The 22,945-nt window shown below is 60.9% G+C and carries 16 protein-coding genes and 2 riboswitches; of the genes, 5 read left to right on the top strand and 11 right to left on the bottom strand.

From position 1 onward, the window contains the following. Nucleotides 1-24 precede the first annotated feature (24 nt). The 8 genes from cobW to F3J24_RS20310 all read right to left on the bottom strand — a co-directional run bounded on the left by cobW (nt 25) and on the right by F3J24_RS20310 (nt 11,438). A complete protein-coding gene (gene cobW, locus F3J24_RS20345; protein WP_167010137.1) occupies nt 25-1,080 on the bottom strand; it encodes a cobalamin biosynthesis protein CobW in 1,056 nt (351 codons plus the stop codon). A gap of 33 nt (nt 1,081-1,113) precedes the next feature. Then, nucleotides 1,114-1,935 carry a (2Fe-2S) ferredoxin domain-containing protein gene (locus F3J24_RS20340; RefSeq protein ID WP_167010135.1) on the bottom strand — a complete coding sequence of 274 codons (822 nt, stop codon included), beginning with the start codon at nt 1,933-1,935 and terminating at the stop codon, nt 1,114-1,116. Continuing rightward, entirely contained in the window at nt 1,932-2,990 is a 1,059-nt protein-coding gene (locus F3J24_RS20335) for an ABC transporter substrate-binding protein (protein ID WP_167010133.1), read from the bottom strand. Before F3J24_RS20335 ends, F3J24_RS20340 begins: the two co-directional genes overlap by 4 nt. Nucleotides 2,991-3,003: 13 nt before the next feature. Then, nucleotides 3,004-5,010, bottom strand: coding sequence for a TonB-dependent siderophore receptor (locus F3J24_RS20330; RefSeq protein ID WP_240154406.1), 2,007 nt, complete (start codon nt 5,008-5,010; stop codon nt 3,004-3,006). A gap of 243 nt (nt 5,011-5,253) precedes the next feature. Next, nucleotides 5,254-5,513: riboswitch (cobalamin riboswitch) on the bottom strand. 51 nt (nt 5,514-5,564) lie between these two features. Then, nucleotides 5,565-6,362, bottom strand: coding sequence for an ABC transporter ATP-binding protein (locus F3J24_RS20325; protein WP_167010130.1), 798 nt, complete (start codon nt 6,360-6,362; stop codon nt 5,565-5,567). Beyond that, nucleotides 6,359-7,423 carry an iron ABC transporter permease gene (locus tag F3J24_RS20320; protein WP_167010478.1) on the bottom strand — a complete coding sequence of 355 codons (1,065 nt, stop codon included), beginning with the start codon at nt 7,421-7,423 and terminating at the stop codon, nt 6,359-6,361. The genes F3J24_RS20325 and F3J24_RS20320 overlap by 4 nt, the downstream gene beginning before the upstream one ends. A gap of 236 nt (nt 7,424-7,659) precedes the next feature. Continuing rightward, a riboswitch (cobalamin riboswitch) is annotated at nt 7,660-7,904 on the bottom strand. Nucleotides 7,905-8,682: 778 nt separating this feature from the next. After that, a complete protein-coding gene (locus F3J24_RS20315; protein ID WP_167010128.1) occupies nt 8,683-9,606 on the bottom strand; it encodes a tripartite tricarboxylate transporter substrate binding protein in 924 nt (307 codons plus the stop codon). An 80-nt stretch (nt 9,607-9,686) separates the two neighbouring features. After that, nucleotides 9,687-11,438, bottom strand: coding sequence for a CocE/NonD family hydrolase (locus F3J24_RS20310; protein WP_240154404.1), 1,752 nt, complete (start codon nt 11,436-11,438; stop codon nt 9,687-9,689). A gap of 138 nt (nt 11,439-11,576) precedes the next feature. Here F3J24_RS20310 and F3J24_RS20305 point away from each other — a divergent pair, with 138 nt between their 5' ends. Next, on the top strand, nt 11,577-12,497 hold the full coding sequence (locus tag F3J24_RS20305) for a LysR family transcriptional regulator (RefSeq protein WP_167010126.1): 921 nt from the start codon (nt 11,577-11,579) through the stop codon (nt 12,495-12,497). Between the two features lie 208 nt (nt 12,498-12,705). Here F3J24_RS20305 and F3J24_RS20300 read toward each other — a convergent pair whose 3' ends face one another. The 3 genes from F3J24_RS20300 to F3J24_RS20290 form a co-directional block, all read right to left on the bottom strand. Beyond that, a complete protein-coding gene (locus F3J24_RS20300; RefSeq protein ID WP_167010124.1) occupies nt 12,706-13,458 on the bottom strand; it encodes an SDR family oxidoreductase in 753 nt (250 codons plus the stop codon). Between the two features lie 32 nt (nt 13,459-13,490). Then, a complete protein-coding gene (locus F3J24_RS20295; protein WP_167010122.1) occupies nt 13,491-15,134 on the bottom strand; it encodes an NAD(P)/FAD-dependent oxidoreductase in 1,644 nt (547 codons plus the stop codon). 663 nt (nt 15,135-15,797) lie between these two features. After that, nucleotides 15,798-17,759, bottom strand: coding sequence for a sigma-54-dependent Fis family transcriptional regulator (locus F3J24_RS20290; RefSeq protein WP_167010120.1), 1,962 nt, complete (start codon nt 17,757-17,759; stop codon nt 15,798-15,800). A 353-nt stretch (nt 17,760-18,112) separates the two neighbouring features. Here F3J24_RS20290 and F3J24_RS20285 point away from each other — a divergent pair, with 353 nt between their 5' ends. From F3J24_RS20285 to F3J24_RS20270, 4 genes are all read left to right on the top strand, one after another. Then, on the top strand, nt 18,113-19,012 hold the full coding sequence (locus tag F3J24_RS20285) for an SMP-30/gluconolactonase/LRE family protein (protein WP_167010118.1): 900 nt from the start codon (nt 18,113-18,115) through the stop codon (nt 19,010-19,012). A gap of 296 nt (nt 19,013-19,308) precedes the next feature. Beyond that, entirely contained in the window at nt 19,309-20,178 is an 870-nt protein-coding gene (locus F3J24_RS20280; RefSeq protein WP_205244878.1) for a transporter, read from the top strand. Nucleotides 20,179-20,269: 91 nt separating this feature from the next. Continuing rightward, entirely contained in the window at nt 20,270-21,424 is a 1,155-nt protein-coding gene (locus tag F3J24_RS20275) for an iron-containing alcohol dehydrogenase (RefSeq protein ID WP_167010115.1), read from the top strand. Nucleotides 21,425-21,453: 29 nt separating this feature from the next. Then, nucleotides 21,454-22,902, top strand: coding sequence for an aldehyde dehydrogenase family protein (locus F3J24_RS20270; RefSeq protein WP_167010113.1), 1,449 nt, complete (start codon nt 21,454-21,456; stop codon nt 22,900-22,902). The last annotated feature ends 43 nt before the right edge of the window (nt 22,903-22,945 follow it).

The following is a 22,945-nucleotide window of genomic DNA, read 5'->3' as shown; positions in this document are numbered from 1 at the left end:
GATTGAGGCTGATTTTGCTTGGATTTATGCCTGTGCACCCAGCAAGGCCTGGCGCAGCACGGCGGCGTCCAGCTGCTTGCCGATGAACACCAGGCGCGTGGCTGCAGCTTCGTCCTCGGCCCAGGCTCGGTCGAAATAGGCATCGAAGCGGCGGCCCACGCCCTGCACCAGCAGACGCATCTTCTTGCCCGGCAGCGCGGCAAAGCCCTTGACGCGCAGTACGCCATGCTGCTCCACGATGGACTGCAGGGCCTGCATCAGGCGCTCACGGTCCACGGCACCCAGGTCCAGGTGCAGGGAGTCGAAGGCATCGTGGTCATGGTCTTCGTCATGGTCGTGGTGGCTGTGCTTATCGTCGATCGACAGCTCGGCGGCGCGATGCTGGCCCAGAAGCACGTTCAGCGGCACCTGGCCCTGCACGGCTTCGATCATCTTCACGCTGGCCGGTACTTCTTCGGCCACCAGAGCACGCACCTGGCCGAGTTGCTCTGCCGTGACCAGATCGGCCTTGGACAGCACCACCAGGTCGGCGGCGGAAAGCTGGTCTTCGAACAGCTCATGCAGGCTGGCGTCATGGTCCAGATTGGGGTCGGCCTGGCGCTGCTCGTCGACGGCATGCGGGTCATGGGCAAACTGGCCGGCGGCCGCAGCGGGCGTGTCGACCACGGTGACCACGGAATCAACGGTGAAGACATTGGCAATATCGGGCCACTGGAAGGCCTGGACCAGGGGCTTGGGCAAGGCCAGGCCGCTGGTTTCGATCAGCAGCACATCGATATCTGCACGGCGCTCGGCCAGGGCCTTCATTACGGGGAAAAACTCTTCCTGCACGGTGCAGCACATGCAGCCGTTGGCCAGCTCGTAGATCTGGCCCGACTGCGTATCCGCGCCGCCTTCCTCCTGGCAGCCTATGGCACAGGTCTTGAGGATTTCGCCGTCAATGCCCAATTCGCCGAACTCGTTGACGATGACGGCCACGCGCAGCCCCTTGGCCTGTTCGAGGATATGGCGCATCAGCGTGGTCTTGCCGCTGCCGAGAAAGCCGGTGACGATGGTAGCGGGGATCTTGGTGGTTTGCATGGATCTATCTCCGGTGGAGGAAAGCAAGAGAAATCAGGAGCGTTCGAGGACAGCCGGTCCGTGGACATGGCATTGCGGGTTGACGTGCGCATCAAGCACATGGCCTGTGAGCGTGGACGCCAGATTGTCGGCATCCATGGGGCCGTACCAGACGCCGTCGGGGTAGACGATCATCAACGGGCCATGGTTGCAGGGGTACTGGCAGCCGGTCTGCAGCGGCTGCAGCCGGTTTTTCAGCCCCGGGGTTTCACGTATCGTTTGCGTCAGTGTGGGCCATAGCTGCAGCGCTCCCTTGGCCGCGCAGCGCGGGCCCACGCACCACAGCACATGCTGGCGGTGCTCGGGCACCAGCGACCAGCCCTTGGGGTCATGCTCCCATGGATCGTCGCCCAGCACCTCGGGCACATCGGGCTGGCGCAGTGCATCTTCCACGGACAGGGCCAGCAACTCGGTCAGTCCGGGTAGCTGCAGCAGTGGTTGACCAAATACCAGACGCGGAGAGGGCTGTGAGGAATCACGTGCTGCACGCCAGCGCATGATGAGCTTGTGCAGCCAGCGGCGTAGCGAGGCTTCGTCAGGCACCATCACGGGCAGGATCAGAATGCTGCGGGCCTCGGCACACAGGTCCAGCGCCTCGCCCAGCGTGGGCTGGGCGCGGTCCACGTAGGCCGTGGTCACCTGCTGCACAGGCTGGCCTGAGGCCCTCATGGCGGCCTCCAGCCGCGCTGCCAAATCGCTGAGCTCCGTCAGGCCTGCGGTATAGGCGCCGCCCCGGCTGAGCAGGATGACGGCCAGCGGAGGCGCTGCGGCCTGCTTGAGGTCGGCCGGCTGGGAGGTGGGGAGATGCTTGTTCACGGCAGTTCTCCGGCAGCGAATTCGACGGGCTGAACGCTGATCTTGCGCTCGGGGTGCAAGGCGGCTGCCAGGCGTTGTGCGGCTTCGATATTTCGCGGGCCGGGTGTGGCTTCGGCATAGCTCATCACGAAGAACCGGCGATTGCGAATGGCGGAAACCGCCTCAAGTTCCTTTTTTTGCAGCAGGAAGTCGATCTTGCCCTGAGCATCGGGCTGGCCGTAGTCAATGATCACGATCCACTCGGGGTCGCGCTCGATCACGTCTTCCCAGTTGCCGCGCTGCCAATTCTGGCTCAGGTCTGCAAAGATATTGCTGGCACCGGCTTCGTCCAGCATGGCCTGCGGCATGCCGAAGTGACCGACGGTGACGGGAATCTCCTGGCCGCTGTCGTATACAAAGACGCGCGGCAGCGTGCGATTGCTTTGCATCTGCTGGCGCAACTGGGCCTGGGAGGCCCGCAGTTTGTCTATGCGTGGCAGGGTCTGCGGGAGGACGCCAAAGATGCGGCTGATGTTCTCCATGTCCAGCAATGCATCGTCCAGTGCGATACGCTCGCGCTTTTGCACGCGGATGCAGGATTCGGACAGCACATAGGAGGCGATCCCATGGCTGGCCAGGCGCTCAGGTGTAATTCCGCCCGGGCGAAAGCCGTAGCCCCACCCGCCAAAGACAAAGTCAGCCTCGGTGCCAAGCAAGACTTCCAGATTCAGGCCCTGATTGGACAGGTCGGGCAGACGCTGCAGCCAGGGGCGCAGCTGCGGGCTGATTTCCTTGTGCGAAGGAATGCCCGAGTAGCCCACCAGGCGCGGTCCCAGACCCAGATAGAGAAACATCTCTGTGATGTTGACGTCATGGGTCACGGCATGCTGCGGCACCTTGTCATAGCGTTCGGTCTGGCCGCAGACAGACAGCTCCAGCGGCGGCTGGTGCTGCTGCATTGCCTGGGGCTTGGCCATGGTGACGGACGCATTGCGCTCATCACCGCAGCTAGCGACCAGGAATGTGGTCGCAAGCAGCCATACTGCACCGCCGCGTTTCAAGCTGAAGGCTTGCATGGCTGGGTGTGCCTTAGAAGCGCATTTGCGCGATCAGCTCCACGCTGCGGCGTGGACCCAGGAACCACTGGGTGTTGTAGGCCGAGCTGGCATACATGCGGTTGGTCAGATTGCGGCCAATCAGGCTCAGCGTGGTCTTGGGGTTCACATTCCAGCTCACCACGGCATCCATCACCGTGTAGCCAGGCATGCGTTCGGTATTGGTCTCATCCGTAAAGCGGTCGCCCACGTAACGAAGGCCCAGCGAGGCGCGCCAGTTATTGATGCTGTAGTGGCCCCAGACATTGGCTGTCACGCGTGGCACGTTGCCTGGACGGTTACCAGCGCGGTTTTCGGTGCCGCGCATCAGTTCGTCAAACTTGGCGTCGGTATAAGCGGCGTTGGCTTCAAGGCGGAAGGCCTTGTTGACATTGAATGCCCCAGTCAGCTCCAGGCCGCGCGACGACTGCTTGCCACCCTGAATGGTTTGCGATGGGTTTGCGGGGTCGCTGGTGATGATGTCTTTCTTGGCAATATGGAACAGCGCCGCCGTCCATTCGCCACGGCCATCGGGCAGTTGCTGCTTGAAGCCGACTTCCTCCTGGCGGCCCTTGCTCAGGCTGTAGTTGGAGCTGGACTTGTTCAGGGACAGCAGGCTGGTGACAGGGTCATGACCGGTGCTGACCTGTGCATAGACGCTGCTTAGTTCGGTGAGTTTGCGGGTCAGACCCAGGCGCCAGGAAGTGCCATTCAGGCTTTTATCAAGCGCTGCGCTGGTGCTATAGGTTAGACGCGAGAAGTCATACCAGTCGCGGCGAATACCGCCCATCAGCAGCCATTGCTCGTTGATCTTCCAGGCGTCCTCGATGAACAAGGCATTTTGTTTGACAGTAGATTGGTAGCTGGGCAGATATGGAACCGAGCTGCTCCAGTAGCCATTTTCTGGATTGACGGCGGAGACTTGAGTCTGGAGATCTCCATCGTAGCTGCTAGACGAGCGGAAATTGGCATGAGAGAAATCCCAGCCTACGGCGATTTTGTGATCGGCTGGCTTGAAGTCCATTGCCATGCGGTTGCCGTTTTGCTGCACGGCATGGCCGATTTCCAGATAGTCATAGCGGTTGATCGTGCCATCTTCTGGAGTGTAGTAATAGCCCTCGATATTCTTCCAGTGACGCTTGGAGCTCAGGTGGTAGAGCTCGTTGCGCAGCGTGATGGCTTCGTTGACGCGCCATTCGGCCTTAGCCTTGAAGCGTTGATCTCGATAGTGAATATCGGCGTCGTTGATGTTGTAGTTCTTGTCGCGCAGGGCGCTGACAACGCGGCCATCCACAGTTGGCGTACCGTAATAGCGCGAAGGCGCCTGATTGCTGATGTCGGCTGTCAGATCGAAGGTCAGATCGCCGCGCGGTGTCCAGCGCAGCGCGCTCATCAGCTTGCCGCTTCTGGCATCGTCCAGATGACGTTCGCCATCGGTGCGCTCACCGTAGGCATCGATACGATAGCTCAATGTGTCACTGATGGCACCAGTGCTGCCTACACCTGCGCGTACAGTGCCGTGGCTGCCTGCGCTGAGCAGCAATTCGGTGGATGACTCGCGGCTGGGCTGCTTGCGCACGGCGTTGATGGTGGCACCCATGGTGCCGCTGCCATACATCAGTGATGCTGGGCCGCGCATCACGTCCAGACGCTCATAGCCCCAACTGCTGTTGGGATAGTTAATGGTGCCTGCTGCAACGCCAAGCACGATGCCGTCTTCCGCGACACCGACAGAACTAAAGCCGCGGCTGGAGAAAGACAATCCTCCATTGCCGGGTTCGCTCGACGAACTCAGGCCCACGGAGCGGGTGACGGCTTCTACAACGCCATAGTCGGCGCGTTCTTGCATTTGTTCGGATGAGACGCCGCTGACGCTGGCGGGCAGATCCAGCGCACGCACGTCAACGTGCGAGGCTGAGGTGGCAAGGCGCTCTGTTTCAAGGCGGCTGTCTGCCTGACGAGTTTCCTGGACGGTGACCTCAGGCAGAGCTTGTTGGGCCATTGAAACAGCAGGCCAAAGCAGTGCCAGCTGTACTGCACGGAGTGCAAAAGGAGGGTTCTTGCGCGAAGCGTTGGATGCGAAGAAACGGTTTGTAGTGGTGCGCATTTCGACAAAAGGCTGGAACTGCCTGATGGGAAAGCTGCGCGCGCAAAGTTCAAAGGTCCGGTTCTGGAGAGCTGAAACCATTGCAGTCTGGCAGCCATCCGCACCCCGCAGACAGTTGTGGCTAAGCCCGCTGAATGGCGAGCGTGGTTATCGGCAGGCCGGTCTCCGGGCTCGCAGGCCATTCATGTCTGAATGCACATCTCGCCTTCCCGAAAAACTCGAAACATCGCGTAGCGAGGGCCGAATCATCTCCAGTGGCTGCAAGTGCTGCTGCGACTTGCGTGAGTGTGTTGACCTGCTTACCGTTGCGGGGGCAGCCAAGGCTTCCTGATCTTTGATCAGACCTTGTTCCCGTTTCACTCGCTCTTAAAGCAAGCACCTTCCGAAACGAAGCGCCATCAAGGCGCGCAGAGATTCTATCAGCCCCTGATGGGGCAATCGATTTCGGCTCAGAGCGTTTCATCCGGCATGAACTCGATCAGCGGTCTGCCGCTGCGCTCGCTCAGACGTACCTGGGCATGCACGCCGTAGACCTCGGCAATGGTCTGCGCGGTCAGCACCTGGGCCGGTGTGCCCTGCGCCACCAGTTCTCCTGCCTTGAGCAGGTACAGTCGGTCGCAGTAGTGGGCGGCCAGTGGCAGCTCGTGCAGCGCGGCCAGCGTGGTCAGACCCAGGCTGCGGATCAGGTTCATCAGCTCGAATTGGTGGCGTACGTCCAGGTGGTTGGTGGGCTCGTCCAGCACCAGCAGCCTGGTCTGCTGGGCCAGTGCCCTGGCCATGAGCACGCGCTGCTTCTCGCCCCCTGACAGGGTCGAAAACATGCGCTGCGCCAGCGACTGTGCACCGACCTGGGCCAGGGACTGGGCGACGATGCGGAAGTCCTGCTCGCTGTCCCGGGCGAAAGAGCTCTGGTGCGGCGTGCGACCCATGAGCACCACATCGCAGACGCGCAGATCGAACTCGCTGCCGTTTTCCTGGGTCAGTACCGCCATGGAGCGGGCATTGTCGCGAGCGCTGCGCTGCCAGACGTCCTGTCCATCTATGCAGACCGCACCGCTGGCAGGCCTGAGCATGCGGTAGATCATGCGCAGCAGGGTGGACTTGCCGCTGCCGTTGGGGCCGAGCAGGCCGACCAGTTCGCCATGCCGGATATGCAGGCTGATGTCCTTGACAATGGAGGCGGCCGCCGTCTGCCAATGCAGGCGGCTGGCCTCCAGCAGGCAGGAAGAGCTGGGTGCGGAACTCACGGATTGCCCTTTTCACGCACGCTCTTGCGGCACAGCATCCAGACAAAGAAGGGGCCGCCCAGCAGCGAGGTGATGACCCCCACGGGTACTTCGGCGGGGGCAAAGCTGATGCGCGAGAACACATCGACCCAGATCAGGAAGATGGCACCTGTGAGAGCAGCCACAGGCAGCACGCGCCGGTGCTCGGAGCCGACCAGCATGCGGGCGACATGGGGCACGATGAGACCGACAAAGCCGATCGGACCCGTCAGCGCCACCAGCACGCCCGTCACCATCGAGACCAGAACGAATAGCCAGCGCCTGGTGCGGGTGGTGTCCACCCCCAGCGTGGCGGCGGTCTCTTCGCCTGCCAGCAGCGCATTGAGTGAGCGGGCCTGTGCCAGCAGCAGGGCCACGCCCGCCGCCAGCAGGGCAGCCGGCAGGCCCAGCTCCTGCCAGCGGGTTCCTGCCAGGCTGCCCAGGGTCCAGGTGAGCACGGAATTGGCCAGCTCGCGCTGATCTGCCGTCAGCACAATCAGGCTGGTGACGCCGCCCAGGCAGTAGGCAATGGCCACGCCGCCCAGGAGGAGTCGCGATGCCTGCAATCGTCCATTGGCATGGGCCAGGAAGTACACGGCCACACAGGCCAGCAGCGCACCGCTGAAAGCGCCCAGCGGCAAGGCCAGCTCGCCAGCGAATGCCAGTGCACCGAAGGCCAGCACGCTTACCGCCCCGACCGACGCACCGGATGAAACGCCCAGCAGATAGGGGTCGGCCAGCGGATTGCGCACCGTGGCCTGCATGGCCACGCCCACCAGCGCAAGACCTGCGCCGGTCAGGGCTGCCAGCAATACGCGCGGCAGGCGCACGCGCCAGACAATCTGGTACTGGGCGCTGCTCCAGCTGCCTGAAGGCCAGTCCAGGCCCAGGCGCTGACCCAGCTCATAAGCCGTGATCTGCCAGGCTTGCCCGGGGGCAATCCGTACCGGACCCAAGGTGATGGCCAGAGTCAGAGACAGCAGCAGCACTGCCGCCAACATGACCAGCCATAGCTTTAGCTGATGGCGTTGCTGGACGAACATCTGTGTCAACGGCTGGGTCATGGCTGCAGCCGGGCGGTGGCCCGGGTGGGCATGACGCCAGGGGGCCCGAGGCGCGAGGCAAAAGCCTGTGCAAGGTGTCTCATTGTCATTAGCCAGGGCAGACGGTCTGCATGCTGGTGACGAGATCGGGCGGAGGGCGGGCCTCGCAGCCTGTAGCCGTCACGCTGCTCCCCGCAGACGTTCGTTGCACATGCCGACTGCCGGAACTGGGTCCGGATGGTCAGCGCTCAACAGGCCGGTATCCGGGCTGGCAGATTGCGCGAGGCATGTCACTTCGCCTTCCCGGCGTTGCCGCGCACCTCGTCGAAGAGGCCACGTAGAACACCAGTGACAGACTCCTGCAAGCGCAAAAGCCATGAAGTGGTTTGATCTGCTTACCGTTGCGGGGGCAGCCAAGGCTTTGAACCTTGTTCCCGTTTAACCCGATGAAGCACCGGGCACCTGTCGCATGGAAAAAAGCCTGCGGCACGGCCGTGCCGAGACTTGTTTCAACGAAAAATTATATAGCAGCGCATCCAGACATCGTCTTGGAGATCAGGGCGATTCCTTTGGGGCAGCGAGGCACGGCACAAGGTAGGCATCGCGTTCAGCGAGGCGCTGGTGCAAGTTCAGGCACTGTGGCGGCGCTGCCCGTGATCGATATCCGATGTCCAAACAGGCTGCAGTCGCCTGAAATGTCGGTGGCGGCCATTTTTGAGTGGCAGCAGTCAAAACTGAGCTGACATTTGTGCACAAAATAGAGGCTGAGAAAGCCCCCGATTCTGAGGACATCATGAAGAGCGGTGTTGAAAACGTTACTTGCTAGCCCGGGAGTCTTCTGGATGCGCCTGGTTGCCCTCGGTATTGGCTATATTTGTGAGCCCGCGACGACTGCTGGTAAAACTTTGCCTGGAACATAGTTGTCCCCTGATAACTCAGTCTGGTGGCGTTTCATGGGGAGTGTGCTGTCGCATGTCTCCGGGCTAAATCTGGATGTCCTTTCCCGTGAAGGTGTGCGCTTTTATTTATTTGCTACGTTATGGATGTATCTCGAGCTGATGCGGATGACTGGACGGAATTGCCTCGGTCTTGCTACAGACTTTGTGAAATTTGTCACCAACCCTGGCGGGCCATATCTGGTCCATTTTTTTGCGCATAAGACGCTGCTCATGCGCGCGTAGTCTGGTTTTACGTCGGACAAGGACTAAGCCGCTAAGGACATGACTGAGTCCGGTGAAAGTCAAACTAGATAGAGCGTATTACTCGGCTCTGAACTGGCCGCTTTCGATGGCGGTCCGGATCAGTTCTGTGTCTCGTGTGAGCATTTTCTGCAGATTGTCGCTTGTGCCGCCTACCGGGGTCAGGCCCAGTGATTCGAGCTTGCTGGCCACATCTTTGCTCTTGATTGCTGCATCGAAGTCGCGCACCAGCTTGGCCTGGATCGCAGGCGGTGTTCGCGCAGAAATGAAGAAGCCATTCCACTGCGAAGCAGAGAAGCCGCTGATGCCAAGTTCTTCAAAGGTGGGAGTTTCGGGAGCGAAAGAGGGTCTGGTCAGCCCTGTGGCGGCGAGGATGCGCATCCGTCCACTGCCCAGGTGCGCAGCGATTGCACTGTAAGGCAGAAATGACGAGGACACTTGTCCGTTAAGTAGCTGGATGATGACATCGCTGTTGCCTTTGAAAGGCACGTGCGTGATGTCCACAGAAGCGTTGCGCCTGAGAGCCAGCAGCAACAGGTGTCCTGTGGAGCCGTTGCCGAAAGAACCAAATGATGTCGTTCCAGGCTTTTGCTTGGCTCTCTGGAGGAACTGTGCCAAGTTCTTTGGCTGGAAATCTCCAGTCTGACTTGCCACGAAGAACATGGGAGTCTCGGTTGCAGCAATCAAGGGCTTGAGTTCCTTGAAAGTGTCGAAAGGCAGCTTTTTGGTAAACGTGTTCTGCACAATCAATGAGATGTTCGACAGAATCGTGTAGCCGTCCGGTGCTGCCCGGGCCACTTCGGAGGTGGCGATCACCGTATCGGCCCCAGGCTTGTTGTCAACGAGGACCGGATGTCCCCATGTCTGGGTCAGGCGATTCGCAATCGCTCGGGAGATGATGTCCGAGTTGCCACCTGCGGGGAAGGGCACCACGATGCGCACTGTCCTGTTGGGAAAGCCACCGAGTGCATCGGACTGGGCCATCAGGGGCGTGGCACCCAGTGATGCGGCCATGGGAAGGGCGGAGGCGCAAAAAAGTCGGCGGGAGATGGTCATGTTGGGCCTCAGCTTTCGTTTCCGGGGATCAATGGCAGGAGCAAGAAGGCGTCTTCGGGTGAGTCGAAATGCAGCGTGACCTGCGTATCAAAGATCGATGCGGGGCGATCGTCCGGGTCATCGTGGACAAACGGGCCGCAGCCACGCATTGGATTTTTCATATTGGAGAGCGAGGCGGCGGGGCCGTCATATTCGTAGTCCTTGCCGCGCACAGTCAGTCCCAGCGAGTAGCCGGCAGGAACAATGATGCTGGTTGGCCAGATTTCCACATCCACTGCAACGGGTTGGTTGGGGACCAGCGCCTGCTTTTCGTCGTGCGTGTGCCAAGGGCGCCAGGGCTGGCTGCGATCTGGGTCCAATTTACGATGAGATGCTCGCAGCCAGCCTTGTGCTAGAGGCGTGTGCGGGTCGAGCGCACCGTTGAAGACCACTTCCTTGCCTTGGGGGTCGAACAGGCGCAGAACGAGGAAGAGGTCGGCATCGCTGGTGGCGCTCGACAGTTTGAGCCGTGCTGCAGCGGGGCCGGTGATCTCGGTCTGGGATGCGAATGGCGCGGTCATGAATGTCAGACCGTCTCCCATGGAGGCATAGCGCAGCGTACCCGATGTGTCTGGAACGTCGGCTGACAGGGTCGATAGCGCACTCAGATAGAACTTGGTCCACTGCGTATCCTTCAGCGGCCAGCTCGACTCTGCACGTTGCTCGAAGGTGCCGTCTGCGCGGCGCACCTGGAGCTGCACGGCCGGTTGCCGGGACCAGCCGGTGTCCACGCCCTTGAGAAAGTAGTCGAAGAAGCGTCGTTGAAGCTCCACGCCGTAGTCGGTGTAGAAGCCGGCCCAGTGGGAGCCGCCATGCACTTCCAGCCACTTCTGCGGGCTGCCAGCGCGCATATAGCCTTCGAAGTTGCCTCGCGTGTGCAGCCCCTGTCCGCCCCAGTTGGCAGCCGACAGCAGTGGAACCTCAATGTTCTCGAGTTCAGGGGTACGCTCCAGGTAGTAGTCATCGACAAGTTCACGGCGCTGAAGCTCGCCCCACATATCGGTGCGCAGAGCGGCAAGCTCTTCGCCGGTCAGTGTCTCCGGACCGCAGACCAAGGCCCCGGTTACCGGGTTTCTTGGTCCTTGTTCGCCACGTCCATGCTGGACGGTCGCGACTTGCATCTGCTGCCAGTTGCGGCTGAAGGTGCAAAGAATGCCGCCATGCCGGGCGGACTCACGGTAACGATCGTTGTAGCCCTCCCAGACCGCGATTGCCGCCAACTTGGCAGGCTTGCGGGCAGCGACTCGCCACTGATTGCTGGCGTAGTAGGAAACACCGGCCAGACCAACCTTTGCGTTGGACCATGTTTGAGCACCCGCCCACTCTATGCACTCGTAGAGATCCTGTGTCTCGCGCGCGGAGTGGAGATTGAGCTCTCCGGGAGACCTTCCTGCCCCCCGGGAGTCGACGCGCACGCAGGCGTATCCATGCGGTACCCATTTCTCGGGGTCCACGACTTCCCAGTTTTGATAAAGGTTGCTGGTGCCGGCAGCGGTGTCCGGGTGGTCTCTCACCATGATCTCCCAGGCGGCAGGGTAGCCGTCCTGGAAGGCCAGCCCTTTCCCGTAAGGGCCATAGCTCAGGAGCACGGGTGAGCGGACATCCGGGCTGCCGGGTCTGAAGATGTCGGCACGCAGGACGGTGCCGTCGCTCATCGTGATGGGGACATCCCAATCGATGAGCATTGCGGCCGGGGTGACAGGGGGGGACTGGGTGGGCATTTTCAATGTCTCCGTGCTTGTAAAGAGGACCGGCGAATCGCTGTCACCGGCAGAGACATGAAGACTAGGATGTTCCTCGTTATAAGAAAAATATTAGATTAATATAGAATCAATCAAAGTTTGATATGGATGACTGCTTTGGACCTGGTTCAACTCCGATACTTCCTGCGCGTGGCCGAGCTGAGCAGCTTCACCAAGGCGGCGGCAGCTCTTCATATTGCGCAGCCTGCCGTGACTCGGCAGGTACGCCTATTGGAGGAAGAGCTGGGCGTGCAGTTGTTGCTTCGTCATAGCCGTGGTGCGGAATTGACCGCAGCCGGACATCGGATGGTGTCCGGAGCCCAGACGCTTTTTCGAGACCTCGCGCAAGTGCGATCAGAAGTCATTGCTACGAGCGAGGCGGTGGTGGGACATTTGCGCATCGGGTTTCCTCCGTCAGTAGGCAGCTTGCTGATTGGCAATGTGGTGGCTACCTTCCGTCAGCGATATCCTCAAGTCGCACTCAGTTTCAGGGAGGGCTATAGCCAAAGCTTGCGCGACGACCTCCTCGGGGATCGGCTTGATGCTGCACTACTCACCGGTGAGGAGAGCAATCCGCTGCTTTCCGTGCAAGCCCTGTTCGAGGAGCAGTTGTGGTTGCTGGAGGCTTCGGCGGGAGAAAACGCGCCGGCTCCGGCGCACTTTTCGCTCAGCGATGTGGCGCTGCGACCTCTCGTGCAACCCGATCGTTCCAACACCATGCGCTTGCTATTGGAGGAGCGGGCCCGCGATGCAGGGTTGACGCTCAATGTCGTGGTGGAGGCCGAGGCGTTGCAACTGATCAAAGCGCTGGTCAGTCGCGGAGTGGGGGCGCATGTATCTCCTTATTCCGCTGTCAGTCAGGATGCGGATCTGCTCGGCTGCATCGCTGGGCCCATCGACAATCTCACGATATGGCGCCAATGGGTTCGTCGCGTGGACCGGCCCGTCAGCGCCGCGCTTATGCATTTCCACGCCATCCTTGTCGAGGAACTCGCGCAGGTACAGAAGGCATCGAACGGCGCGATAAGAACCATCTGAGCATGCCAGGCCCGAACCTGCCGGCCGGGTGTGTGAGCACCATCCCTGGCGCGCGAAGAGCGGTTTAGGAGCTTCGGCTTTGCAGACGGCAGCAGCAGCTGTCGCTGCCAGTGTGCTCAGCCCGGCTGAAAAGCGACCGTGCGTCCGACGGATCGATGCGCACAGTCGCTGCTTCAGAGTCAGCAGCGCATGCCGAGGATGCGCCTTCTCAGTTCGCCGTGTACCCACCGTCGACGATGAGTTCGGAGCCATGCACGAACGAGGCCTCGTCCGAGACCAGGAAAAGCACCGCCTGGGAGACCTCCATCGGCTGGGCCGCACGACCCAGCAGCGTGGGGCCCAGAAGCGCACGTGCGCTCTGTGGGTCGTCCAAGATCTGCTGCGTCATGGGGGTCGCGATCACCCCCGGGTGGACCGAGTTGACCCGAATATTGAACGGTGCCAGGTCCACCGCGCAAGCCTTGGTAAACAAACGCACCGCGCCTTTGGAGGCCTCGTAGGCCGCAGCTCCCGGCGCACCCACCAGGCCGTAGATGGACGACACATTGACGATGCAGCCTTGATGGGCTTGTCGCATGGGCTCGATCACTGCGCGCGTGCCCAGGAACACGCTGCGGACATTGATTTCAAAGATGCGATCCCATTCCTCGTTGCTGGTGTCCTGAACGGGCTTGAGGGTCAGAATGCCGGCGTTGTTGACCAGCGCGTCCAGCCGGTCGGACTCGGCGAGGATGGTGTCCACGGCACCTGTCCAGTGATTCTCGTTGGTCACGTCCAGGTGCAGGAAGTGGGCCTTGCCACCTTGCCGACGGATGTCCGCTACGGCTTGGTGGCCCAGTTCCTCATTCATGTCGCTGAGGTAGACGGTGGCCCCCTCGCGGGCCAGCAAGGTGCAATGGGTCAGGCCCATTCCCATGGCGCCGCCAGTGACGAGAACCACTTTGTCATTTACACGTCCCATATGCTTGTCTCCAGGAGTTGCACAACAGAGTCTTAGCTGGCCAGCGAGAAGCCTGCATATCCTTTTTCAGCGCTTTCGTTGAATTTGGATATATAGGTTGGCAGCCCCAGCGGGAAGTTCAGGCTCTCGACTTTCTTGCCTGGGATGTTGGAGCCTTGGTACCAGGACTTTGCGCGGGGGAACAGCGAGCTGTCCCAGAAGTCTGCGATCAGCTTGCTCCATTCTTCCTGTGCCTCGGACTGGGCTTCGATGCGCGAGATATTGTTGACGCGCAGGTAGTTCATCAGCTGGATCAGCAGATCGCCCTGGTATTCGGCACTCGACGGACCGTTGCAGAAGCCAGCAGGCGATTGAGGTCCGTAGCCGAAGAGCAAGTTGGGAAAGCCTGCCGTGGCCACTCCCAGCTGGGTGCGGATTCCGTCAGACCACACATCCTTGAAGCTCTGGCCCTGGTTGTTGCGGAAGTCGATGCTGGTGAGTCCCCCGGTCACTGCGTCGAAGCCAGTCGCGAACACGATCAGGTCGAATTCGGTTTCGCCCTCAGCAGTCACGATGCCTTTCTCGGTGATGCGAAGCACTGGCGTTTCGTTGACATCCACCAGCTTGACGTTGTTCTGATTGAAGATCTCGTAGTACCACTGCTCCAGCGAAGGGCGCTTGGCTCCGTAAGGATGCGGCTTCTTCATGGGGGCGAGCTTCTCGGCCACTTTCGGGTCCTTGATGCGGGCGCGGACCTTGTCGCGCCAGAACTCGTAGACGTAATCGTTGGCCTTGTCATCGAACAGATAGTCCTGGAAATTGGCCAGCCAGTAGCGGAAGCCGCCGGCGTTCCACAGCTCTTCCAGGATCTCTGTGCGCTCCGTAGCGGACAGCTCGGTCGCGTTCTTGGCGATGAAGTCGAAGTCGAAGCCGGCGAAGCACTTGCCGCGCCTGTCGAACGCTGCGGGCAGCTCGGGCTTCATGCGCAGATTATCCTCGGCGCTGAGCTGCTTCTGATGCATGGGCAAGGCCAGGTTGGGCGTGCGCTGGTAGACCGTCACCTGTTTCGCATCAAGGGCTGCCTCCTGGGCCACCTGAACCCCGCTGGAGCCGGTGCCAATGATGGCCACGCGCTTGCCGGCCATGTCCACGCCTTCCTGGGGCCACAGGGCTGTGTGATACCACTGGCCCTTGAATGTCTCGATGCCATCGACATTGGGCGTGCTGGGGCTGGCACCGAAGCCAAGGTTGGCGATGACGAACCTGGCCTGTATGGGCTGGTGTCCGATCGAGCGTACCGTCCATTCGCGTGTGCCTTCGTCAAAGACGGCCGACTGCACACGGGTGTTGAAGCTGATGTCCTTGCTCAGGTCGAGCTTCTTGTCGGCAAAGTGGAAATACTCGCGCATTTGCGCCCAGTTAGGGAACAGCTCTTTCCAGTTGAACTCCTGCCACAACTCGGGAATGGAGTACTGGTAGATCTGGCAGTGGGTATCCACACGCGCTCCGGGGTAGCAGTTCCAATGCCAGATCCCGCCAATATCGGCACCGGCGTCGACGAGATGAACCTTATAGCCCAGCTTGCGCAGGTGATAGAGCTGGTAGAGACCGGTGAAGCCGGCGCCGATGAGCAAAACGTCAAGCTTGTCATTGACAGAGTTGTTCATGCCGAGTTGTTCGGTGGTCATGGTAGTCATATGGGTCTCCTAAATAATTGAAGTTCAGGAGCGAGTCGTCCACGCTCCCGGACTGAGATGCGTTGCATCAGTCACTCAGGAGTTATCAAGACTTGTGCCAGGTCTCTGGCTCGGGAAAACCGAGGGTTTCCATGTGCCCAAAGCATGCAACGTGCGCTGCAAAGGCCGCTGCGTGCCACGCGCCGGACACTTGTGTCTCGTGGTGTAGCGCAGCACTGTCCGATATACGAGAGCCTGCCTATCGCTGTCTGCGCAGCGATCGGTGGCCCAGGCCGACCCTGTGGAACTGGGTTTGAGCGGGACGGGACGACGATGCTCCCGACAGGAAAGAGCTCAGATCGCGCGCATGGTGGACAAGACCAGGTGGCTCAGGCAGGCTGTCCGTCACCAGCGACGTCCTGGGGCAGGGCGCTTGTTTTGAAGCACCAGCCCAGCTGGCCCTCATTGCAAGAAGTCCCGCGCCACTGCAACAGCGCGCTGCGAAAGCATTGCAAGGAGATCCTGGAACCTGGATTGGACTGGACTGGACTGGACGGGCTGGTGCTGCAGGCGCTTGCAGCCGACCAACAACACCGAGCGGCAGCCGATGTCGAGGATGGCTGCCTCTGGCGTTGCCCGCGTTCCGACGATGCTGCGCTGCCTCAAGCGCAGGGCGCAGCAGTGTCAATCGGACAGATCGTTGACATACTCGCGTTGGTCAATGCCCAAGTCCGCGAATTTCCGATAGAGGGTGGAGCGCGCGAGGCCCAGGGCCCGCGCAACATGATTGACCTTTCGGTACTTGCGCAGCAAACCCACGATGAGTTGCCGTTCATAGTCGTTGCCGGTGTCTGGAGGCATCTCGCTATTCGCTTCGGGCTCCCGGCTTTGCAGAGGATCTGTGGGGCTCTCAGATACTTCGGGGGGCAGGCTGGCGAGCGTGATTTCGCCATCGGAGCAGATCAGTGCAGCTTCCATCACATTGCGGATTTCGCGCGCATTGCCTGGCCACTGGTAGCGCTCCATGACTGCCATGGCCTCGGGGTGGATTTGCACGTTCGGGATCTGATGCTTTTGCGCCAGCGCAGACTTGAATTGCTCTGCCAGCAAGGCGATGTCACAGGTGCGTTCCCGTATCGGCTTGAGCCTTTTCTGAACGATCTTGAGACGGTAGTAGAGATCCTGGCGAAACTGGCCCTGTGCGATGAGTTCCTCCAGGTTGCGGTGCGTGGCCGCGATAATGCGGCACGAGGCGCGCTGCGGGGTCGATGAGCCCACACGCAGAAAGCTTCCGTCTTCCAGCACCCGCAACAATGCCGCTTGCATGGCCAAGGGCAGCTCGCCGATCTCGTCCAGAAACAAGGTGCCTTCGCCCACCGATTCAAAGTAGCCGGCGCGGCCCTTGGGATCGGCCCCGGAGAATGCTCCGCGCACATAGCCAAAAAAAGTGCTCTCCAGCAACTCCGAGCTGATTGCACCGCAGTTGATGGCAAGGTAGGGCGCATCGCGCCGGCGGCTCGCGACATGAATGTGGCGGGCAATCAGCTCTTTGCCCGTGCCCGTCTCTCCATGCAGCAAGACATTGACGTCGGCGCGCGCAATCCGCTCCAATGTCTCCAGGGTGTTGATGGTCTCTGGATCACAGGACAGGAACTGTCCGAAACGCATCATCCTGGGGGTGTGCTGGGCCGAGTCCGCCAGGCCGGACTGAAAAATTCTCTCGTAGCCCTGCGGCTTCAGCGGCGAAAAGCGCAGGATCTTGCCAATGTTCTCGCCGGTGACCGGCGATGTGATGTCGGTGGAGCGAGAGACGCGTTCGTGGCCGCGCTCGCCCGCCCACCAGCGTGCCGCTATCGCATGCCCGGCCTCGGTTTGCGAGTGACTGATGGGACGGCCTGCATGGTCCACGACCAGCATCTTTTCGTGTGGGCTGCGCCTGCTTTCCTCCTCGAAGATCGCCAGCAGACGATTGCGATCCTGCTCGCGCTGAAGCGCCAGACGTCCGCGCAGAGAATGTGCCAGGGAGACGGGCAACATCAAGGCATCACCCTTGAAGGTGGATTCTTCCGTCGTGAAATTGATGGTGCCGATGATGGTCTGGCCATCCACATCGAACACGGGGGCAGCAGAGCAGGACCAGCGCTGCAGGCCTTCGCAAAAATGCTCGGTGGCAAACACATGCACCGGCTGGCGCTTGGCCAGCACCGAGCCCATGCCATTGTTGCCCGCCTGTGACTCTTCCCAGCGGGACCCGATCACGATGCCCGAGTGAGCTGCAGCTTGGTCCAGAGCCTGCTCGGTGCCGGCCATGTGCAGGATGCACCCCGAGGCATCTGTCAGCATCATCATGCTGGAGTGCCCATCGAGAAACGGGTTGAGGCTCTCAATCAGGGGCAGATAGGTCTCCAGCATCAACTGGCTGGCACGCAGACGCTCCTGAACCTCATCGTCGCTGAGCCTGCGAGCCATGGTCATGGCCAGGTCGACCCCTAGGGCGGTGCAGCGTCGCCATTCCTGCAGCAGCATCCGGTAGTAGGGGCTGGAGGCCTCTTCGGGGCTCACCAGTCCTGCCTGAAACCGTTCCCACAGATTGCCGACACCGCGCACATCCTTGTCGTAACCCACATATGGATTGCTTGCACTCATCGCTGTCTCCATCCTCGTGAGCTGGCGCTGCTCGCCGCCAAAGCACGTGTATTTTTTCTTGATTATGGGTCAAGACTTGTGATCGGACAGGAGCTGTTTGGCCTGTGGACAGCCTGCCAGCGGGGCATAAAACACTTGTGTCCGACGATGGGACTGATCTGACTTCCCGTTGCTTCAAATCCGTGTTTTTTCACGGGGAAACCCTTTCGTTTTCTGTCTTGCAGAACTGGCATGGCTCTTGAAGGTAGGTGCTGGCCGAGGTTCTCGAGGCTGCTGCAGAGACCCCTCTGGCATCAAGTGAATTTCAACGAAGAAGGCGCCTCATCGATGCGCTATCCAAAGGAGACGAGAAAATGAAACAACGCGAAGTGGTTACCGTGGTCGACGGATTCACCTACCTGGAAGGCCCCCGCTGGTATCAGGGGGCACTGTGGTTCGTGGACTTCTATACCTGCGGCGTTTACCGGGTCACGCCGGGTGGCGGCGCCGAGAAGATCGTGCATGTCGAGCATCAGCCTTCGGGTCTGGGCTGGTTGCCTGATGGTCGCATGCTGGTGGTGTCCATGAAGGACCGCAAGGTGCTGCGCCAGGAGGCGGACGGGCGCCTGGTGGTTCATGCAGATCTATGGGATCTCTGCGAAGGCCACGCCAACGACATGGTGGTAGCGCCCAATGGCAACGCCTATGTCGGCAACTTCGGATTCGATCTGATGGGCGGTGCTCCCCATCGGAAAACCGGACTGGTTCTGGTCAGCCCCGATGGCAGTGCCAAGGTGGTCGCACAGGGCCTGCACTTTCCCAATGGCATGGTTGTCACGCCCGACGGCAGAACCCTGATCGTCAATGAACTCTTCGGTAATCGCATTTCCCAGTTCGACATCCTGGCCGATGGAGCCCTGGGTCCGCGCCGCGATTTCGCCAGCTTCGGCGACCTGGGCGATGAACCCGACCTGGGAATGCGCTTGGAGAAGGCCCGGATCTATCCCGATGGACTGACCCTGGATGCCAGTGGCGCAGTCTGGTTTGCGGACACGCTGAACAAGCGCGCCGTTCGCATCGCGGAGGGTGGCGAGATCCTGGATACCGTGGAAACAACTCCAGAGGGGGTGTTTGCCGTGGCCCTGGGTGGCGATGACGGCAAGACGCTGTTCATGTGTGCCGCCCCCGACTGGGATGAGGCGCAGCGCAAGGCAGCGCTCGAAGCCCGGATGCTTGCCACGCGCGTGAGCATCGGTCATGCCGGCACGCCCTGAGGTGGAGCCCCGCTGACAAGCGCTAGCCTGGGCGGTACTGCCTGGAGCGCGCCCCGGCCATTGAGCAAGTGCAGCCAGTCGATGTTGGCCAGCGGATGAGTCGCAAAGCTTTGTTGTCCCTGCGCCAGGCCATAAGCCATGAGAAGACGCGCCGAGCGAATGCTCCGCGGCATCGGCCGATCCGCATTGCAATTTCCAAGAACTTTCGCCCCCCCAGATGTCTGCAGGCGCTGCGACTGCACTGGTTCGCAGGCCGCTGCACACCTCAAACAATAGCCCTAGTTGGGAGACAAACAGTGAAAAAGTCCAAGACCCTGGCCGCAGCCATGGCCTGCGTGCTCTGCACGCCCGCTGCACACGCCATCGATATCGATGCAGGAGACTTCGAGGTCGCGCCTGCCGGCACCAATCTGATGTTGGTTTATTACCAGCATGCCGTGCGCAAAGATGCCTATGCCCATGGCGAGCGGGTGCCAGGCGAGCCGCGGCTGAGGTCGGATATCGGTATTCTGCGCGCCGTTCACTATATGAAGCTCGGTCCTTACATTGTGGCGCCCCAGGTCTTGCTGCCCTTTGGCAAACTCGATGCCGGTGCAGACATTGCCGCCCTGGGCAGCCAGAGCGGAGTGGGGGACCTGATTCTGGCCGCACCTGTCTGGTTCAATCAGCCAGGCGCCAAAGGCCAGTTCAGCATTGCGCCTTACCTGATCGCTCCCACGGGCCAGTATGGCAACAGCAAGCCGCTGAGTCTCGGCGAGAACCGCTGGAAATTCGTGCTCCAGGCCGGCTACGTCCAGAGTCTCACAGACAAGCTCAGCCTGGATCTGGTCGCCGATGTGCAGTGGAACGGAAGAAACGACGATTACGGGGTTGCGAGCCAGGTGCGCAAGCAAAGCGCGCTCTACAACCTGCAATCCCTGCTTCGCTACAAGTTTGCCCCTGGCGCTGACCTGAGGATCGGCTTGCAGCGCATCAGCGGCGGAGAGAACCGAGTCGACGGCAGCCGCCAACTGGATCGCCAATCCACGACCAGGCTGCAACTGGGCGGCTCGTACTTCTTCAGCCCGACACAGCAAGTCACCGTGACTTACGGCAGAGATCTGTCGGTCGAGAACGGCTTCAAGGAGGCCCATCGCGTGAACCTGCGCTTTCTTCAAGTGTTCTGACTGCCGAACGGCGTCGATTTTTCACCTCTGTGCACAGGCAGAGGCATTGTCTTGAGCCGGCCCGGCCGGCCACCTCATCCGGAGTTCCATCATGAATCCTTTCCATTTCGAAACCACGCCGCGCATCATCTGTCACACCGGTGCCATTACCAAGCTGGGGGAAGTGGCGCGCAATCTGGGCATTCGCCATGCCTTCTTCGTGACCGATAAAGGCCTGCACCAGGCAGGTTTGACAAGCGCTGCCATGGACTCGCTCAAGGCTGCGGATATTGCCGTGACGGTATTCAGCGAAGTGCAGGCTGATCCGCCCGAGTCCGTCATCGTGCAAGCTGCCGCTGCAGCAAGCGAGGCCGGTGCAGACGGAGTCATCGGATTCGGCGGCGGCAGTTCAATGGACACCGCCAAGCTGGTCGCACTGCTGGTCAGATCTCCGCAGGAGCTGTCCGCTATCTACGGCGCAGGCTTGGCGCGAGGTCCGCGCTTGCCACTGATCCAGATCCCCACGACGGCGGGCACCGGCTCCGAGGTCACGCCCATTTCCGTCGTCACCACGCCGACCGAAGAGAAAAAGGCCGTTTTCTCCTCCTTGCTCTTACCCGACATCGCATTGCTGGATGCGCAGTTGACGATTGCATTGCCGCCAGCCGTCACCGGCGCAACCGGAGTCGATGCCTTGGTGCATGCCATCGAATCCTTGTCCACCCGTCTCAAACGCAATCCCTTGTCCGATTTGCTAGCTATCAAGGCAGTGCAGATGATCTGCGATAACCTTCCAAAGGCGGTCAAGGAGGGCGGCAATCTGGAAGTGCGTGAGCAGATGCTGCTGGCCTCGCTGTTTGCCGGCATGGCATTCGCCAATGCCTCGGTGGGGGCGGTCCACGCATTCGCCTACCCGCTTGGCGTGCGCTTTCACGTCCCGCATGGTCTATCGAATTCATTGATGCTGCCGCATATCCTGCGATTCAACCTGCGGGCTGCAGAGTCTACCTACGCCATGCTCGGTCGCAGCATTCGTCCTGAACTGGAGACTGCCTCCGACGCCGCAGCCTCCGAGGCATTCGTCGATGCAATGTCGGAGTTGGTGGCCCAGATGCCGTATGCCCAGAGTTTGCGTGAACTCGGTGTCGCCCGGGATGATCTGGCGCTGCTGGCCCAGGAGGTCATGGGAATTCAACGGCTGTTGGTCCACAACCCGCGTCCCATTACACACGAGGATGCGATGAACCTTTACGCCCAAGCCTTCTGAGCGAACCATCACCTTTGCGCGAGCTTTCCATGAATTCCTCTCTTCATTACAACTACGTCGGCGGTGACTGGGTCAACGGTGTCACCGAAAGGCACAACCTCAACCCCTCCGATCTGTCCGATTCGATCGGTATCTACGTGGGTGCCAACGAAGCACAGACACAAGCTGCAATCGATGCCGCCTTCGATGCCCGTACCGCATGGGCCGGCTGGACTGCGGAACAACGGGCAGATGCCCTGGATCGCATAGGCTCCTCCATTTTGGCGAGCGCCAAGGAGCTCGGTCACTTGCTGTCACGCGAGGAGGGCAAGACGCTGGCCGAAGGCATCGGCGAAGCGACCCGGGCCGGGCGCATCTTCAAGTACTTTGCGGCCGAAGCCCTTCGCTGCGGCGGCGATCTACTCCCCGCCATCCGTCCGGGTGTGTCGGTGGAGGTGACACGCGAGCCAGAGGGCGTGGTCGGGATCATTACGCCGTGGAATTTTCCGCTGGCCATTCCGGCCTGGAAGATTGCTCCTGCGCTGGCCTACGGTAACACCGTGGTGTTCAAGCCTGCAGACCTGGTGCCCGGCAGTGCCTGGGCTCTCACTGAAATCATTGACCGCGTGGGAGGCTTGCCGCCTGGCGTATTCAATCTGGTCATGGGGCCTGGCTCCAAGGTGGGCAACACGCTGGCGAACGCCCCCAAGGTTCGGGCTCTAAGCTTTACCGGCTCGGCGACGACCGGCAGACAGGTCGGACTTGCCTGTATGGAGCGCGGTGCCAAGGTGCAGATGGAAATGGGAGGCAAGAACCCGTTGGTGGTGCTCGACGATGCAGACCTGCAAACGGCAGTCTCGGTGGCCATCCAAGGCTCGTTTTATTCGACGGGGCAGCGCTGCACCGGCTCCAGTCGCCTGATTGTGGAGGCGGGTATTCACGATGCCTTTGTGGAGGCCATGCGGCAGCAGATGTCTGCCCTGAGCATAGGCCATGCCTTGAAGCAAGGCACGGACATCGGCCCTGTGGCCAGCGAGGATCAGCTGCAGCAGGACCTGGAGTACATCCGAATCGGCGTGGCGGAAGGTGGCCGTCTCTACTGCGGCGGCAGCTTGCTGGAGCGTGACACGCGGGGTTTCTATCTCAGCCCGGCATTGCTGACGGAGACAGATAGCTCGATGCGGATCAACCGCGATGAGATTTTCGGTCCCGTGGCGTCTGTCATCCGAGTGGAAAACTACGAGGAGGCGCTTCACACTGCCAACGACACCGTGTTCGGATTGTCCTCCGGGATCTGCACCACATCGCTGAAGTACGCCAGCGACTTCAAGCGCCGATCCGCTGCCGGCATGGTGATGGTCAATGTGCCGACTGCCGGCGTGGACTATCACGCACCATTCGGCGGCCGCAAGGGTTCCAGCTACGGTGCGCGCGAGCAGGGCTCCTATGCGCGTGAGTTCTATACCGCCATCAAGACGGCCTATACGGCGGCCGGTTGAGGCCGGCTGGGCGCGCTGGCGCGGCGAGGCCAGCGGCTCACAC

The sequence above is a fragment of the Comamonas sp. Tr-654 genome, assembly GCF_011752915.1.
Taxonomy (GTDB): Bacteria; Pseudomonadota; Gammaproteobacteria; order Burkholderiales; family Burkholderiaceae_C; genus Comamonas.
Note: the sequence above shows the minus strand (reverse complement) of the source record. Positions and strands in the feature narration are given on the sequence as shown.